The organism is Dactylosporangium sp. McL0621 (assembly GCF_049995355.1).
In the GTDB taxonomy this organism is placed as follows: Bacteria; Actinomycetota; Actinomycetes; order Mycobacteriales; family Micromonosporaceae; genus Dactylosporangium.
Window position 1 is genome coordinate 658,049 of the sequence record NZ_CP188259.1, and the last position, 15,778, is coordinate 673,826.

General features: G+C 74.9%; 12 protein-coding genes. 5 read left to right on the forward strand and 7 right to left on the reverse strand.

Features of this window, described 5'->3' with window-relative positions; all coding sequences use genetic code 11:
* Positions 1-44 precede the first annotated feature (44 nt).
* The 5 genes from ACPPVO_RS03020 (at position 45) to ACPPVO_RS03040 (ending at position 6,909) form a co-directional block, all read left to right on the forward strand.
* Positions 45-203, forward strand: coding sequence for a hypothetical protein (locus ACPPVO_RS03020; protein ID WP_190251269.1), 159 nt, complete (start codon positions 45-47; stop codon positions 201-203).
* 1 nt (position 204) lies between these two features.
* Positions 205-663, forward strand: coding sequence for a RidA family protein (locus ACPPVO_RS03025; protein WP_426509785.1), 459 nt, complete (start codon positions 205-207; stop codon positions 661-663).
* A 99-nt stretch (positions 664-762) separates the two neighbouring features.
* Complete coding sequence (locus ACPPVO_RS03030) at positions 763-1,548, forward strand: MBL fold metallo-hydrolase (RefSeq protein WP_426509786.1); 786 nt, start codon at positions 763-765, stop codon at positions 1,546-1,548.
* An 87-nt stretch (positions 1,549-1,635) separates the two neighbouring features.
* Positions 1,636-5,196, forward strand: a complete 3,561-nt coding sequence (locus ACPPVO_RS03035) for an adenylate/guanylate cyclase domain-containing protein (RefSeq protein WP_426509787.1) — start codon at positions 1,636-1,638, stop codon at positions 5,194-5,196.
* A 36-nt stretch (positions 5,197-5,232) separates the two neighbouring features.
* On the forward strand, positions 5,233-6,909 hold the full coding sequence (locus ACPPVO_RS03040; RefSeq protein WP_426509788.1) for a serine/threonine-protein kinase: 1,677 nt from the start codon (positions 5,233-5,235) through the stop codon (positions 6,907-6,909).
* 161 nt (positions 6,910-7,070) lie between these two features.
* Here the strand turns inward: ACPPVO_RS03040 and ACPPVO_RS03045 are convergent, their stop codons facing one another.
* From ACPPVO_RS03045 to ACPPVO_RS03075, 7 genes are read right to left on the reverse strand one after another with little or no spacing between them, the layout of a single operon-like run.
* Positions 7,071-7,310, reverse strand: coding sequence for a hypothetical protein (locus tag ACPPVO_RS03045; RefSeq protein ID WP_426509789.1), 240 nt, complete (start codon positions 7,308-7,310; stop codon positions 7,071-7,073).
* A 55-nt stretch (positions 7,311-7,365) separates the two neighbouring features.
* The gene (locus tag ACPPVO_RS03050) at positions 7,366-8,526 is read right to left on the reverse strand and encodes an acyl-CoA dehydrogenase family protein (RefSeq protein WP_426509790.1); all 1,161 of its coding nucleotides are present in this window, start codon (positions 8,524-8,526) and stop codon (positions 7,366-7,368) included.
* A 17-nt stretch (positions 8,527-8,543) separates the two neighbouring features.
* Entirely contained in the window at positions 8,544-10,565 is a 2,022-nt protein-coding gene (locus ACPPVO_RS03055; protein ID WP_426509791.1) for a biotin carboxylase N-terminal domain-containing protein, read from the reverse strand.
* A 12-nt stretch (positions 10,566-10,577) separates the two neighbouring features.
* Positions 10,578-12,185, reverse strand: coding sequence for an acyl-CoA carboxylase subunit beta (locus ACPPVO_RS03060; protein WP_426509792.1), 1,608 nt, complete (start codon positions 12,183-12,185; stop codon positions 10,578-10,580).
* 4 nt (positions 12,186-12,189) lie between these two features.
* Entirely contained in the window at positions 12,190-13,299 is a 1,110-nt protein-coding gene (locus ACPPVO_RS03065; RefSeq protein WP_426509793.1) for an acyl-CoA dehydrogenase family protein, read from the reverse strand.
* The gene (locus tag ACPPVO_RS03070) at positions 13,296-14,972 is read right to left on the reverse strand and encodes an acyclic terpene utilization AtuA family protein (RefSeq protein WP_426509794.1); all 1,677 of its coding nucleotides are present in this window, start codon (positions 14,970-14,972) and stop codon (positions 13,296-13,298) included. Before ACPPVO_RS03070 ends, ACPPVO_RS03065 begins: the two co-directional genes overlap by 4 nt.
* A complete protein-coding gene (locus tag ACPPVO_RS03075; protein WP_426509795.1) occupies positions 14,969-15,769 on the reverse strand; it encodes a TIGR03084 family metal-binding protein in 801 nt (266 codons plus the stop codon). Before ACPPVO_RS03075 ends, ACPPVO_RS03070 begins: the two co-directional genes overlap by 4 nt.
* Between the last annotated feature and the right edge of the window lie 9 nt (positions 15,770-15,778).

Below are 15,778 nucleotides of genomic sequence, written 5' to 3' on the forward strand. Positions count from 1 at the left end.
GCTGTGCCCGACAAACCCGGACGGCCCGGCGTTACTGTCCCCACATGCAGAAATGGGAGTACCTGACCGCGCCGCTGCTGGTCCACAACACGAAGATGATCCTCGACAACTTCGGCGAGGAGGGCTGGGAGCTGGTGGCCATCGTGCCCGGCCCCAACCCGGAGAACCTGGTCGCGTACTTCAAGCGCCCGAAGGCCGGCTGACATGGGTGACGTCCACGCCCGCCTGGCCGAGCTCGGCATCACCGTTCCCCCGGTGGTACCGCCGGTGGCCGCCTACGTTCCCGCCGTGCGCACGGGCAACCACGTCTACGTGTCGGGCCAGCTGCCCATGGTCGGCGGCGCGCTGCCCGCCACCGGGCTCGTCGGCGCGGAGGTCACCCCTGAACAGGCCAAGGACCTCGCGCGCAACTGTGGCATCAACGTGCTCGCCGCCGTGGAGGCCCTCGTCGGCCTCGACAGCGTCGTGCGGGTCGTGAAGATCGTCGGCTTCGTTGCGTCGGCGCCGGGCTTCACCGGCCAGCCCGGCGTGGTCAACGGCGCCTCCGAGCTCTTCGGCGAGGTGTTCGGCGACGCCGGCAAGCACGCGCGCAGCGCCGTGGGGGTCGCCGCGCTGCCGCTGAACGCCCCGGTCGAGGTCGAGGCCATCGTCGAGGTCGCCTGACGGCTGCTGTGGACCGGCCTCGGGGCGACCAGCCAGGGGCCGGTCCACTGGCCGGTCGGGTGACGTGTGGGGCGAAGAGCCCCGCCGTAGGATCAGTTCGTGGTAAGCCACGTCACCATCCCCGCCGCCGAGGTGCTCGCCGCGTTGCCCGACTGGGTGACGCTCGTCCGCGCACCCAACCCCGGGCCGATGACGCTGGACGGCACCAACACGTGGCTGCTGCGCGCCCCCGGCGGCGGCAGCGTCGTCGTCGACCCGGGCCCCCTCGACGAGGGGCACCTGCGGGCGGTCGCCGGGCACGCCCCCGTCGCCGCGATCGTGCTCACGCACGGCCACATCGACCACACGGAGGGCGTCGAGCGGCTGGCCACGCTCACCGGGGCGCGGGTGTACCACCCGCCGGTGCTCGACCGCCTCGACGCGGACGGCCTCACGGTCGAGCCGCTCGCCACGCCCGGGCACACCAAGGACTCCGTCTGCTTCCTCGTGCGGTACCGCGGCGAGGAGATCGTGCTGACCGGCGACACCGTCCTCGGGCGCGGGACCACGGTCGTGGCCTGGCCCGACGGCGACCTCGGCGACTACCTCGGCAGCCTCGACCGGCTGGCCGCGCTCGACGGGCGCCCCGCGCTGCCCGGGCACGGGCCGGCGCTCACCGACACCGGCGTCGCGGCCCGGTACTACCGGCAGCACCGCGAGGCGCGGCTGGAGCAGGTGCGGGCGGCGGTGGCGGCCGGCGCGACCGAGGCCGTCGAGGTCGTGGCCCGGGTCTACGCAGACGTCGAACGCTCGCTCTGGCCCGCGGCCGAGATGAGCGTGCGCGCGCAGCTTGATTTCCTGCGACGGGAATCACACCCGGGTCTTGATGGTTTGGACCGACCGTGAGCGGTCCGGAGCGAAGTGGAGGGGCGGCTCACCGGGAGACTCAGTCCGGTACGTCGCGGCGGCACCGGAGCTTGCGGAGGTGACGGCGTGACGTGTTCGGTGTGCGGGACTGTGGCCGTTCCCGGTGCGCGGTTCTGCCACCACTGTGGTTCCGCGCTGCCCGCGGCCGCCACCCTGCCGGCGGCCGAGCGGCGGATCGTCACCGTCCTCTTCGGTGACCTCTCGGACTTCACCGCCTGGTCGGAGGACCTGGACCCGGAGCGGGTCGGCGCGGTCACCGACCGGGTGCTCGCCGCGCTCGCGGGCGCGGTCAAGACCTTCGGCGGGCACGTCGACAAGCTCACCGGCGACGGGATCATGGCCGTGTTCGGCGCGCCGGTCGCGCACGAGGACGACGCCGAGCGGGCCGTGCGCGCCGCGCTGTCGATGCAGCGCGCGGTGCGGCGGGTGCTCGACGACGAGCGCGGCGGCGGCGCCCCGCTCGGCCTGCGCATCGGCCTCAACACCGGGCCGGTCGTGGCGGGCGTGCAGGCCGGCATCGAGTACACGGTCATCGGCGACACCGTCAACACCGCCGCCCGGCTCGCCGACGCGGCCGCTATCGGCGCGGTGTACGCGGGCGACCGCACGTCGTCGTCCACCCGCCGCCTGGCCTCCTGGCGGGCGCTGCGCCCGCTGCGGCTGAAGGGCAAGCGGGAGCCGGTCGACGCCTACGAGCTGCTCGGCCTGCTCGACGCGCCCGGCACCCGCTCCGGCCTCGGCGACGAGGCGCCGTTCGTGGGCCGCGAGCCGGAGCTCGGCCGGGTGTCGGGCCGGCTCGCCGAGATCGCCGACCGGCAGGAGCCGCGCGTGCTGGTCTTCACCGGCGAGGCGGGCCTGGGCAAGACGCGGCTGGCCGGCGAGATCGAGCGCTTCGCGGCCGGCTACCTGGGCGGCGCCGGGTACACCCCGAGCGCCGGCTTCGCCCCGGGCGGCGGCGCCCGCGTGCTGTCCGTGCACTGCGCCGCGTTCGGCGAGCGTCGGCGCCTGGCCCCGCTGGCCGACCTCGTGCGCGCCGCGATCGGCCTGCCCCCCGACGCCGTGCTGACCCGCGAGGCGGTCGAGGAGCGGCTGCGCCGGCTCGCCCAGCGCCTGGCCCGGGCCGCGCGGGGGCGTCCGGAGCCGCCGCGGTTCGCCAGCGACCTGCTGCTGAGCCTGATCGGGTACAGCGACGCCACCGCCGACACCGCCTGGGTCGCGCCCGGCGGCAAGGCCGACGAGCTGGACCTCGACGCCGTGCCCGCCGCCGTGGCCGAGCTGCTGTCGGGGCTGGCCGCCGAGACGCCGCTCGTGGTGACCGTCGACGACCTGCACGACGCCACCCCCGAGACGCTCGACGCGCTCGGCGCCACCATCGAGCGGCTCGAGGGCCCGGTGCTCATCGTGCTGCTCGGCCGGCCCGAGCTGGTGCGTTCGGCCGGCGTGCTGACCCGGATCGCCGATGCCGAGGTCGTACCCATCCCGCCCCTGCGCGGCGCGGACGCGGCCCGGCTGCTGACCTCCTACCTCGGCGGCGGACGGGTCGCCCCGGCCGACGAGGACCGGCTCCTCGCGACCGCCCAGGGCAACCCGTTCTACCTCGCCGAGCTCGTGACCCTGCTGCAGGAGCGGGGCGCGCTGACCACCGTGGCCGGCACCGACCCGCCCGGCTGGCGGCTCGCGCCCGGCTCGCTCGGCGGCCGGCTGCTCTCCCGCGACCTCGCCGCCGTGCTCGCGGCACGCATCGACGCGCTGCCCTCCGACACCCGGGCCGTGCTGCGCGACGCCGCCGTCATCGGCGACACCGTGCCCGCCCGGGCGCTCGAGGCGCTGCGCTTCAACCCGCCCGGCCAGCCGGCCCGGCCCGCGGTCGTGGCCGCGGTCGAGCTGGAGCGGGCCGTGGAGGAGCTGCTGCAGCGCCGCATGCTGCGCCGCGGGCGGGGCGGGTTCGCCTTCGCCACCCCGCTGCTGCGCGAGGCGGCGTACGCGGGCATCGGCAAGGCCGACCTGGCCGAGCGGCACGCCGCGCTCTCGCGCTGGGCGTCCGCGGCCGTCACGACCTTCCTCGCGGCCGGCGGCACCGGCAACGTGGCCGGGCTCAACATGACCCTGGGTTCGGCCGACGCGTTCATCGCCGAGCACGCCGAGCGGGCCGGCCGGCTCGCCGACGTGGTCGGGCTGCGGCCGGACTCGCTGGCCCGCTCGGCCGCGCCGCTGGGCGTGCAGGCGCTGGCCCGCGCCGCCCGGGCCGCGCTGGCCTCCGGCGAGCCGGCCCAGGCCGCGCAGGCCGCCGACCGGGCCGCGGTCCTCGGCGGCGGCGTGCTGCCCGCGGCCGACCGGCTCGTGCACGCCCGCGCGCTGCTGCAGCTCGGGCGCACGGCCGAGGCGCTCGCGCTCGCCGAGAAGATCACGGCGAACGCCGGGGACGAGGCGGCCGTGCAGGTGGGCGCGCTGCTCGTGGCCGGGCGGGCCTACCGGGCCACGGGCGATCACCGGCGCAGCTACACCACGCTCTCCGAGGCGCTGGACGCGGCGACGGCGGCGCACCTGACGTACGAGCGCGGCGACGCCATGCGCCGGCTCGGCATGGCCGACTTCCTCGAGGGGCGCCTGGCCGAGGCCGGGGGCCGCTTCGCCGAGTCGTTCCAGATCGCGGTCACCGCCGGCGACCGGCGCGCCCAGGCGTGGTCGCTGCAGCACCTGGCCTGGGTCACCACCACCCGCGGCGACTTCGCCGGCGCCGACGCGGCGCTCGGGCGGGCCGCCCGCCGCTTCGCCGAGCTCGGCGACCCGGTCGGGCGGGCCTGGCTGCGGGGCACCACGGCGTTCGTGCGGCTGCTCGCCGGCCGGCTCGGCGAGGCGCGGCGGCTGGCCAAGGCGTTCCTGCCCTTCGGCGAGCGGGTCGGCGACGCCTGGGCGGTCGGCACGCTGCGCGCGGTCGAGGCGTTCGCCGCGGCCGAGAGCGGCGACCTGGCCGAGGCCGACCGGGAGGCGCGGCGGGCCTACCGCGAGTTCGCCGCGGCCGGCGACGACTGGGGCCGCGGCCTGGCGCTGGTCGTGCGGGGCGTGGTCGCGCGCGAGCTGTCGGCCCCGGCCCACGCCTACGACCTGCTCAGCGACGCCACCGAGTGGGGCGAGAAGACCGGGCACCCGCTGCTGCTGGGCATGTCGCGCACCATGCGCGGCTTCGTGAGCCTCGACCGGGGCGACCCCGTCGCCGCCGAGGCCGACGCCCGGGCCGTGCTCCAGGTCGTCGAGACCCACGACGTGCTCGAGGCGGCCAAGGTCGGCCCGCGGGTGCTGTTCGGGCTGGCCCGGCTGGCCCAGGGCGACCTGCCCACGGCCCTGGAGACGCTGGGCTGCGTCGCCGCCGAGCGGCTCGGCCCCTCGGTGATCTTCTCGCGCCGCCAGGCCGTGGCCGCCTACGCCGCCGCCCTGCTGGCGGCCGGGCGCACCACCGAGGCGCTGGACTGGGCCCGGCAGGCCCAGAACGCCCCCGGCGAGGACGTCCGCGGTCGCGATTATGCGGCGGCGGTACTCCAGGAGGCGATCGAGGCCAACCGAGCGTACGCGATCGACTCCGTTGCGGCGGTCGCCGAGTCCGGGCGGCCCGCTGTGGCCGATGCGTGACGGAGAACTGTCCCACCCCTGCCGTACCGTCTTAGCGTGACCGCATCGGCTCCGCTCCCCTCGGTGCCCGGACTGACCGGGTTCTCGGTGCTGGCCCGTGGCGGGTACGCCACCGTCTACCGCGCCCAGCAGGAGTCGGTCGGGCGCGACGTCGCCGTCAAGGTCGAGAACCGGACCCTGGAGACCGAGCGCGACCGGCGCCGCTTCATGCGCGAGGCCCGCGCGGCCGGGCGCATGTCCAGCCACCCGCACGTCGTCGACCTCTTCGACGCGGGCATCACCGGCGACGGGCACCCCTACCTGATCATGGAGCTCTGCGACGGCTCCTACGCCGAGCGCATGCGCACCGCCCCGCTGACCCCGGCCGAGGTCCGCGAGGTCGGCTTCAAGATCGCCGACGCGCTCGCTGACGCGCACTCGCTGGGCGTGCTGCACCGCGACGTCAAGCCCGCGAACATCCTCTTCAGCCGCTTCGGCGAGCCCGCCCTGGCCGACTTCGGCCTGGCCATCCTGGCCGAGTGGCGCGACGTGTCGATCACCCTCGACGTGCTCACGCCCGCCTACGCCCCGCCGGAGACGTTCCGCCACGCCGCGCCGGGCCCGGCGGCCGACGTCTACGCGCTCTGCGCGACCCTCTACGCGCTGATGCGCGGCCGCCCGCCGCGCTGGCGCGAGGACCAGATGCCGAGCCTGCTCTCGCTTGTCGACATGTTCAACGACCAGATCCCCGACCTGCCCGGCTGCCCGCCCGAGCTCATGGCGATCCTGCGCGCCGGCATGGCCAACGACGACACCCGGCGCCCGACCGCCCTGCAGCTGCGCGACGCCCTGATCGCCCTGCAGTTCGGGCCGACCCCGCCGGTGCTCGTGCCGCCGCTGGGCTCGCCGCCGCTCGAGCCCGTGTACACGTCGCCGCCGCTGCCGCCCCCGCCGCCGGCGGACCGCCTGCTCGACTCCCCGTTCCTGGGTGGCATCCCGCGCGACCCGGAGCAGACCGTCCCGCACGAGGCCGGCCCCGAGGAGCCCCCGACCGACCCCCTCCAGCCCGCCGCGGCCGGCGCCCCGTCGTCGGGAGGCCCGTCGTCCGGCGCCGCCGGGGCGTCCGGAGGCCCGTCGTCCGGTGGCCCGTCGTCCGGAGGCCTGGCTGGTGCCGCCGCGGCCGCGAACTCGCCGGAGGCGCCCCCGTCCGACCCGTTCGTCGCGCCGGTCAAGCCCCCGTCCGGGAGCCGGCGGGGACTGTGGATCGGCCTGGCCGCGGGCCTGGTGGCGGTCGCGGCCCTGGTGAGCGTCGCCGTCGCGTACGGCTTCGGCGACGGCGACCCCGGCCCGACCCCGTCGTCCTCGGCCCTCGCCGCCCCGGCGACCACCACCTGCGGCCCGGTCGCCGGCGACCGCGCCCACTGCTCCAGCACCCCGGAGTGCTTCGACGCCAAGCTCGCCCCGGCCTCGTGCGACGGCGTGCACACGTGGGAGGTCTTCGCCTACGGCGACCTCGCGGCCGGCAGCAAGGTCACGAGCCGCAAGGCCCCGGAGGTGACCGCGGTGTGCAGCATCGGCACGCTGGTGTCGGTCAACATCGGCGCGGCCAACTGGGAGATCCAGGTGCTGCTGCCGAGCGCGGCCGAGCAGAAGGCGGGCCCGACCACGTTCCGGTGCCTGGCCGGCCGCGGCGACAACGCCCTGACGGGCGAGCAGCTGCACAAGTCCCGTTAGGGGCTGTGTCGAAGTGGATGGCCGGGCTGCGGCGGACTCAGACGCCGCCGGGAACCGTAGCGGTCACACCTCGATACAACCTCGGTATCGGGGCGCGCCCGGCGCGGCCCCAGCCGACGCCTGAGCCTCGCCTCGCTCCGACCCCCACTTCGACACAGCCCCTAGGCGTTCTGCCCGGCCACCGTCCAGCGCGTCTCGAAGTGCATGCGCTGGCAGCGGTTGTCGGTCTCCGGGCTCAGCGTCACCGCCGAGCGCAGGACGATCGTGACCTCCGCCGCCGGCGGGATGCGGTACGCCGGCGGGTGCCCGTCGATGGCGAAGACGGGCCTCGGGGCGAGGGTCAGGCGGTCGGTGCAGTAGGCGCGCCTGGCCGCGTCGTCCGGGGTCGTGCCGCCCGTCACCGACCGGGCCGCGGAGCGACGGCCGTGGATGGGGCCGTCACTCCCGGTGGTGTCGTCAGTACGACTTCTCCTGGCCCAGCAGGTGCTGCGAGACGAAGTTCAGGATCATCTCGCGCGAGACGGGGGCGATCCGGCCCGCCCGGACCGCGCCCAGCAGGGTGGAGACGCCGTACTCGGTGGTCATGCCGTTGCCGCCCAGCGACTGGATCGCCGTGTCGACCGCGAGCGCGGCGGCCTCGGCGGCGGCGTACTTGGCCATGTTCGCGGCGACGCCCGCCTCCAGGTCGCGGCCCGCGTCGTACAGGGAGGCGGCCTTGGCGACCATCAGCCGGGCCAGCTCGACCTGGATGTGCGCGTGGGCCAGCGGGTGCGCGACGCCCTGGTGGCTGCCGATCGGCCGGCCCCAGACCGCGCGCGTGGCCGTGTAGGTGGAGGCGCGCTCGAGGGCGTAGCGGGCGGTGCCGCACGCCATCGCGGCCACCGTGATGCGCTCGGGGTTGAGGCCGGAGAACAGCGCCGGGAGGCCGGCCTCGGGGGCCTCGCCCACGAGTGCCCCGGCGGGGACGCGCACGTCGTCGAGGTACAGCTGGAACTGGTTCTCCGGGCTGACGATCTCCATGTCGATCTTGGTGGCGGTCAGGCCGGGCGCGTTGGCCGGCACGACGAAGAGGGCCGGCTTGAGCTTGCCGGTGCGCTCGTCCTCCAGGCGCGCCACCAGCATGATCTTGTCGGACTCGTCGACGCCGGAGATGTACACCTTGCGGCCGGTCAGCGAGTAGCCGCCCTCGAACGGGCGGGCCACGGTGGTCAGCTTGTGGAAGTTGGAGCCGGCGTCGGGCTCGGTGATGGCGAAGCAGACCTTGAGCGTGCCGGCGGCGAAGCCGGGCAGCAGGTCCTGCCGCTGGGCCTCGGTGCCGTGCTTGGCGATGATCGTCGCGGCGATGGCCGGGGAGACGACGAGCAGCAGCAGCGGCGCACCGGCCGCGGCCAGCTCCTCGCAGACGATCGCCAGCTCGGTGATGCCGCCGCCCCCGCCGTCGTAGCGCTCGGGCACGCTGACGCCGAGGTAGCCGAGCTTGGCCGCCTCCTGCCACAGCTCGTCGGAGTGCTCGCCGGCCTTGGCCTTGCGCACGAAGTACTCGTGGCCGAAGCGCTTGCCGAGCTTGGCCACCGCGTCGCGCAGGTCCTGCTGTTGAGGGGTGTAGTCGAAGTCCACGCAAGGCTCCAAACGAACTATGAGGGGGAGAGCACCGCCAGCAGTGCGCCGGACTCGACCTGCGAGCCGGCCGCGACCCGCAGGTCGCTGATGACGCCGTCGGTGGGGGCGTGCACGGGGTGCTCGAGCTTCATCGCCTCCACCGTCAGCAGCAGGTCGCCCGCCGCGACCCGCTGGCCGGGCACCACGAGTACCCGGCCGACCGCGCCCGGCAGCGGCGCGACGAGCGAGCCCTCCGGCTGGTCGGCCACGGGCAGCGGGTACCGCGGCCACTCGGTCAGGGTCGCCGAGCCCTCGGAACTGTCCACGAAGGACACCCCGTCGACCTCGTGCACCGCGAACTGCAGCCGCACGCCGCCGACGTCGAGCACGACCCGCTCGCCGGTGGCGGAGAGGATCGCCGCCGGCGGGTGGTCGGGCGCGCCCGCGGGGTCGAGCGCGGCGCCGGGCAGGCCGATGTCCTCGGGGTCGATGCGGCGCACCGCCCACGCCGCGAGGTCGTTGGCGCGGTCGAGCCGGTAGCCGACCTCGATCGTGCCGGTCGGCCCCTCGTACACCACCGTCTGCAGGGCGCTGGGCACGTTGCGCCAGCCCGAGGGCAGCCCCGGCAGGAGGGCGGTCCTGGCCCGCCGCGCGGCGCCGGCGAGCGCGGCCGCCAGGCAGGACAGGCGCACCGCGTCGACCGAGGACAGCAGGGGCGCGAAGACCTCGGGGTGACGATCCAAAAAGCCGGTGTCGGTACCGCCGGAGAGGAACGCCGAGTGCCGCAGCACCCGCACGAGCAGGTCGCGGTTGGTGGTCACGCCGTGGATGCGCGCCCGGGCCAGGGCCCCGCCGAGCATCCGGGCCGCCTCGGCGCGGGTCGGCGCCCAGGCGATGAGCTTGGCCAGCATCGGGTCGTAGTGCACGCCGACGACCGAGCCGTCCGCGACGCCGGAGTCCAGCCGCAGGCCGGGGCCGGGCAGCGGGCCGAACGAGTGCGTCACCCCGGGCACGTCGAAGCGGTGCAGCGTGCCGGTCGAGGGCATCCAGGCGTAGGCGGGGTCCTCGGCGTAGAGCCGGACCTCGATCGCGTGCCCGCGCAGCGGCGGCGGGCCGTTGAAGGGCAGCGGGCCGCCCTCGGCCACGACGAGCTGCAGCCGCACCATGTCGACCCCGACCACGCACTCGGTGACCGGGTGCTCGACCTGCAGCCGCGTGTTCATCTCCAGGAAGAAGAACTCGCCGTTCGGCGCGAGCAGGAACTCCACGGTGCCGGCGCCGACGTAGGACACGGCGCGGGCGGCCGTGATCGCCGCCTGGCAGAGCTTGTCGCGCAGCGACGGGTCGACGGCCAGCGAGGGGGTCTCCTCGACGATCTTCTGGTGCCGCCGCTGGATCGAGCACTCGCGCTCGCCGAGGGGGACCACGTTGCCGTGCGAGTCGGCCATGATCTGGACCTCGACGTGGCGGGCGCGCTCGACGTACCGCTCGCAGAACACCGTCCCGTCGCCGAACGCCGAGGCCGCCTCGTGCCGGGCCGCGGCCACGGCCTCGGCCAGCGACTCACGGTCGCGCACGATGCGCATGCCCCGCCCGCCGCCGCCCGCGGACGCCTTGACCAGCACCGGGAAGGCGTCGACGTCCTCGGGCTCGACGGCGGTGGGCAGCATCGGCACCCCGGCCTCGGCCAGCAGCGCCTTCGCCTCCAGCTTCGAGCCCATCATCGCGATCGCCTTGGGCGACGGGCCGACCCAGGTCAGGCCGGCGTCGATCACCGCGCGGGCGAACTCGGCGTTCTCCGAAAGGAAGCCATATCCCGGGTGTACCGCGTCCGCGCCGCACTTGCGCGCCGCCGCGATGAGCAGATCCCCGCGCAGGTACGTGGCGGCCGGCGAGCTGCCCGGCAGGTGCACCGCGTAGTCGGCCTCGGCCACGTGCGGCGAGTCGGCGTCCGCGTCGGAGTAGACGGCGACCGTCTCGAGCCCCATGGCCCGGCAGGTCGCGAACACCCGGCGGGCGATCTCGCCGCGGTTGGCTACCAGCAGCCTTCTGATCACTTGTTCGCTCCCCTAATGCCGGAATACGCCGAACTGCCCACGGTCGCCCGTGCCGACCAGCGCCAGGCACAGGCCCAGCACCGTCCGGGTGTCGCGTGGGTCGATCACGCCGTCGTCGTACAGGCGGCCGGAGAGGAACAGCGCCGCCGACTCCTGCTCGACCTTGTGCTCGACCATGAACCGCATGGTGCGGTCCTGCTCCTCGTCGTAGGCGTGTCCCTTGGCCTCGGCCGCCTGGCGGGCCACGATCGACAGCACGCCGGCCAGCTGCTGCGGGCCCATGACGGCGGACTTGGCGTTGGGCCAGGTGAACAGGAACCGCGGCTCGAAGGCGCGGCCGCACATGCCGTAGTTGCCGGCGCCGTAGGAGGCCCCGATGTTGACGGTCAGGTGGGGCACCCGCGAGTTGGCCACCGCGTTGATCATCAGCGCGCCGTGCTTGATGATGCCGCCCTGCTCGTACTCGCTGCCGACCATGTAGCCGGTGGTGTTCTGCAGGAAGACCAGCGGGGTGCCGCTCGCGTTCGCCAGCTGGATGAACTGGGCCGCCTTCTGCGCCTCGGCCGAGAACAACACGCCGCGCACGTTGGCCAGCACGCCGACGCGGTGGCCGTGGATCGCGCCCCACCCGGTGCACAGGGCCGGGCCGTAGGCCGGCTTGAACTCGTCGAACTCGCTGCCGTCGAGCACCCGGGCCAGGATCTCCCGCGGGTCGAACGGCACGCGCAGGTCGGCGCTCGGGATGCCGAGCAGGTCGTCGGCGTCGTACTTGGGCTCGACCCCGAACATGCGGGTCTTCGCGGTGTTGTCGAAGTTCCGGACGCACGAGCGGGCCAGGCGCAGCGCGTCGCGCTCGTCCTCGGCGACGAAGTCGGCCAGGCCCGAGCGCACGCCGTGCATCATGGCGCCGCCCAGCGTCTCGTCGTCGACCGTCTCGCCGGTGGCCATCTTCACCAGCGGCGGCCCGGCCAGGAACACCTTGGCCCGGTCGCGCACGAAGATCGTGTAGTCGGACATGCCGGGGATGTACGCGCCGCCGGCCGTCGCGTTGCCGAAGACCACCGCGACCGTCGGGATCGCCGCTGCCGAGAGGCGGGTCAGGTCGCGGAACGCCGCGCCGCCCGGGATGAAGATCTCGGCCTGCTGCGGCAGGTCGGCCCCGCCCGACTCGACCAGGTTGACCAGCGGCAGGCGGTTCTCGCGCGCGATCTGCCCGGCCCGCTGGGTCTTCTTCAGCGAGAACGGGTTCACCGCGCCGCCGCGCACCGTCGGGTCGTTCGCCACGATCACGCAAGGCACGCCCTCGACGATGCCGATGCCGGCGACCACGCTGGCGCCGACCGGGTAGTCGGTGCCCCAGGCCGCGACCGGGCAGATCTCCAGGAACGGCGAGTCGCGGTCCACCAGCAGCTCGATGCGCTCGCGCGGCAGCAGCTTGCCCCGGGCGTGGTGGCGCGTGACGTACTTGTCGCCCCCGCCCCCGCGCGCCTGGCGCAGCGCCGACTCCAGCTCGGTCAGCCGCTCGAGCATGGCCGCCCTGTTCTCCTGGTACGCGCCGGCGCGCGCATCGCCCGGGTGACCCGACCCGCGCGGGCCGAGGTTGCTCGTCAGTACCGGCATGGCCTCAGACCCCCAACTGCTTCGCGATGATCTCGTTCATGATCTCCGTGGTCCCGCCGCCGATGCCCATGATCCGGGCGTCGCGGTAGTGGCGCTCGACCTCGGCGTCCCGGATGTACCCCAGGCCGCCGTGCAGCTGCACGGCCTGGTCCACGACGTGGTCGCACGACGCGACCGCGGTGTTCTTCGCCATCGCCACCTCCGTAACGAGCCGCTCGCCGCTTGCGACACGGACGGCGACGTGGCGGACGTAGGTCCGGGCCACCTCCACCTGGCGCGCCATCTCGGCGAGCCGGTGCCGGACCAGTTGCCGGCTCGCCAGCGGGCGGCCGAACGTGTGCCGGTCGCGCACCCAGGCCAGCGTGAGGTCGAGGCAGCGCTCGGCGGTGGCGTACGCCTGCACCGCCAGCGAGATCCGCTCGGCCGCGAAGTGGGTCATGAGCTCGGCGAACCCACCCACGACCCGGCTGCGGGGCACCCGCAGGTCGACGAAGGCCAGCTCCGCGGTGTCCGAGCAGTGCCAGCCCATCTTGTCCAGCCGCCGGGTGACGCGGAAGCCCTCGACCACGAGGAGCCGCAGGCCGTCGGCGGTCTGGACGGCCGCGGTCGCGAAGTCGGCCCGCGCCCCGCTGGTGATGAACGTCTTCGTGCCGTTGACGATGTAGTCGTCGCCGTCCTCGGTCGCCTTCGTGCGGATGCCGGCCACGTCGGAGCCGCCGTCGGGCTCGGTGACGGCCAGGCAGCCGATCCGCTCCCCGGCGAGCGTCGGGCGCACGAACCGCTCGACCAGGTCGGCCCGCCCGGTCGCGACGATGTGCGGCAGCGCGATGCCGTGCGTGAACAGCGCGGCCACGAGCCCCGAGGACCCGCCGGCCCGGATCAGCTCCTCGGTGACCACGACGCTGTCGACGAGGTCGCCGCCGGAGCCGCCGACCTCCTCGGCGAAGCCGATGCCGAGCAGCCCGATCTCGGCGGCCCGGCGGTGCAGCGCGCGGGGTACCTCACCGGCGCGCTCCCACTCGTCCAGGTGCGGGCGCACCTCGCGCTCGACGAAGCGCCGGGTCAGCTCCCGCAGCCGCCGCCGCTCCTCGGTCTCGAACGGGTCGCCGGTCACGGGACCAGCTCCGCGGGAAGCTCGACGACCCGGGAGCGCAACCACTCGCCGAGCGCCTTGCCCTGCGGGTCGAACCGGGTGCTGGCCGCGACCCCCGCGCCCAGGATGCCGCGCACGACGAAGTTCACCGCGAGCAGGTTGGGCAGCTCGTACCGCTCGACGTCGAGCTCCCGCGCCTCGGGCAGCAGCTCCCGGAGCCGATCGGCGGTGAGATTTGCCCGGAGCCACGCGTAGGCGGGCTCGTCCCGCGCCCAGACCCCGATGTTGGCGTCGCCGCCCTTGTCGCCGGACCGGGCGCCGAACAGCGTGCCGAGGGGCGCTCGGACGAAATGTCCGGCCGCTGCCGCGTCCGGACATTTCGGACTTTTCGTGTTATTGAGGGATTGTGTGATCTCGGGCGGCTCGATCTTGACCCGCGTGCCGTCGGGGCGGACGGCGATGTGCTCGACCGCGGCCTGCGGGATCAGGTGGCCGGTGAAGACGCCGAACGGGGTGGCGTCGCCGGGCGGGGCGGTCAGCGCCAGCCCGGGGTAGGACGCGAGCGCCAGCTCCACGGCGGCCTGGGAGAAGGTGCGGCCGGCCCGCTTCGGGTCGGAGTCCTTGATCGACACCGTCAGCAGGGCGCTCGCCGCCGCCTCCGAGTCCGCGTCGGGGCGGTCGGTGCGGGCCAGGGTGAACTCGAGGCCGTCGGGGCCCAGGGCGTCGGTGAGCTGTGTACGTACCAAATCCGCTTTTGCAGGAATTTCCAGGCCGCACAGGACGAACGTCATCGCGTTGCGGAAACCGCCCAGGGCGTTGACGCCGACCTTGAGCTCCGGCGGGGGCGGGGCGCCGCGCACCCCCGAGATTCGGACGCGGTCCGGGCCGTCGGCGGCCAGGCGGATCGTGCCGAAGTCGGCCACCACGTCGGGGCCGGGGTAGGCGGGCGCGCCGATCTCGTAGAGCAGCTGCGCGGTCACCGTCTCGGCCGTCACGGCCCCGCCGGTGCCCGGGTGCTTGGTGATCACCGCGGAGCCGTCGGCGTGCAGCTCGGCGAGCGGGAAGCCGGGGCGGCGGGCCCGGTCGGGCAGCTCGGTGAAGAACGCGTAGTTGCCGCCGGTCGCCTGGGCGCCGCACTCCAGCACGTGCCCGGCGACCGTGGCGCCCGCGAGCGCGTCGAGGTCGGCGCGGGTCCAGCCGAAGCGGGCGATGCCGGGGCCGACGACCAGGGACGCGTCGGTGACCCGGCCGGTGACCACAACGTCCGCGCCCGCGGTCAGGCACTCGGCGATGCCGAAGGCGCCGAGGTACGCGTTCGCCGTGAGACCGGGGACCTGCGCCGTGACGTCGTCGCCCTCCACGTGCGCGACGGCCACGTCCTGGCCGAGCCGCCCGGCCAGGGCCCGCACGGCGTCGGCGAGCCCGGCCGGGTTGAGCCCGCCGGCGTTTGTCACCAGGCGTACGCCGCGCTGCTTCGCGGTACCGAGGACGGATTCCAGCTGCCGCAGGAACGTCTTGGCGTAACCGGTCGCCGGGTCCTTCAGCCGGTCCCGGCCCAGGATGAGCATGGTGAGCTCGGCCAGGTAGTCGCCGGTGAGCACGTCGAGCTCGCCGCCGTCGAGCATCTCCCGCCAGGCCGTGGCCCGGTCGCCGTAGAACCCGGACGCGTTGCCGATCCTGATCGGGGCCGTCATCGTCCGGCCCTCGGCTCGCGCTTCGTTCCGGGAGGCCCCGCGAACGCCTGGGCCTTCGTCATCCACTCCGCCGCGTCGTCCCCGGACGCCTGCAGCGCGAGGTCGGCCGGGTGCCGGCGCTGGGTGACAAGCAGGCAGAAGTCCAGGATCGGGCCGGTCACGCGCTCCGGGGACGCCTCGGGCCCGAAGGTCATCTCGCCCCCGTCCGGCAGGCTCAGCTCCACGCGGAAGGGGGTCGTCGGGCCGGCCTGCCCGTGGCTCTCGAATCCGTGATTTATCGTTCTGTAGCCAATAAAAGCGACATGCCGCAGACGGTCGGTCGGGCGGAGGTGCTGCCGGGCCCGCTCGTCGTCCGGGAACGTCTCGGCGATGTCGCGGCCGTGCGCCCAGGTCTCCATGAGCCGGGCCGTGGCGCACGAGACGGGCGACATCGAAGGGCCGAACCAGGGCCGTTTTTCTCCCGGGGGTACCGCCCGCAGCGCCGTCGCCAGCGCCGCCCGCCCGGCGCGCCAGCGCGCCAGCAGCTCGTCCGGCGGCGCAACGCCCGCGGCCGCGGCCCGATCCACGAAGGTCAGCGGATCGTCCACCGCCGACAGCCGCGCGAAGAAGGCGGCCGGGTCGGCGTTGGCCAGCGTGGCCGCCTCGTCGGTCCAGACCAGGTGTGCGATCTGGTGCGCGACGGTCCAGCCGGGCGCGGGGGTCGGCGTGCTCCACTGCTGCGCGTCCAGGCCGGCGACGAGCCGGTCGAGCGCCTCCGACTCCGCGGCCAGGTCCGGCAGCACCTCGTCGAGCTGCATCGCGCCTCC

Bases quoted from the DNA above. Each gene is read 5' to 3' on its own strand.
- ACPPVO_RS03025 (WP_426509785.1), top strand. From the start codon at position 205: ATGGGTGACGTCCACGCCCGCCTGGCCGAGCTCGGCATCACCGTTCCC.
- ACPPVO_RS03020 (WP_190251269.1), top strand. From the start codon at position 45: ATGCAGAAATGGGAGTACCTGACCGCGCCGCTGCTGGTCCACAACACG.
- ACPPVO_RS03070 (WP_426509794.1), bottom strand. From the start codon at position 14,972: ATGACGGCCCCGATCAGGATCGGCAACGCGTCCGGGTTCTACGGCGAC.
- ACPPVO_RS03060 (WP_426509792.1), bottom strand. From the start codon at position 12,185: ATGCCGGTACTGACGAGCAACCTCGGCCCGCGCGGGTCGGGTCACCCG.
- ACPPVO_RS03075 (WP_426509795.1), bottom strand. From the start codon at position 15,769: ATGCAGCTCGACGAGGTGCTGCCGGACCTGGCCGCGGAGTCGGAGGCG.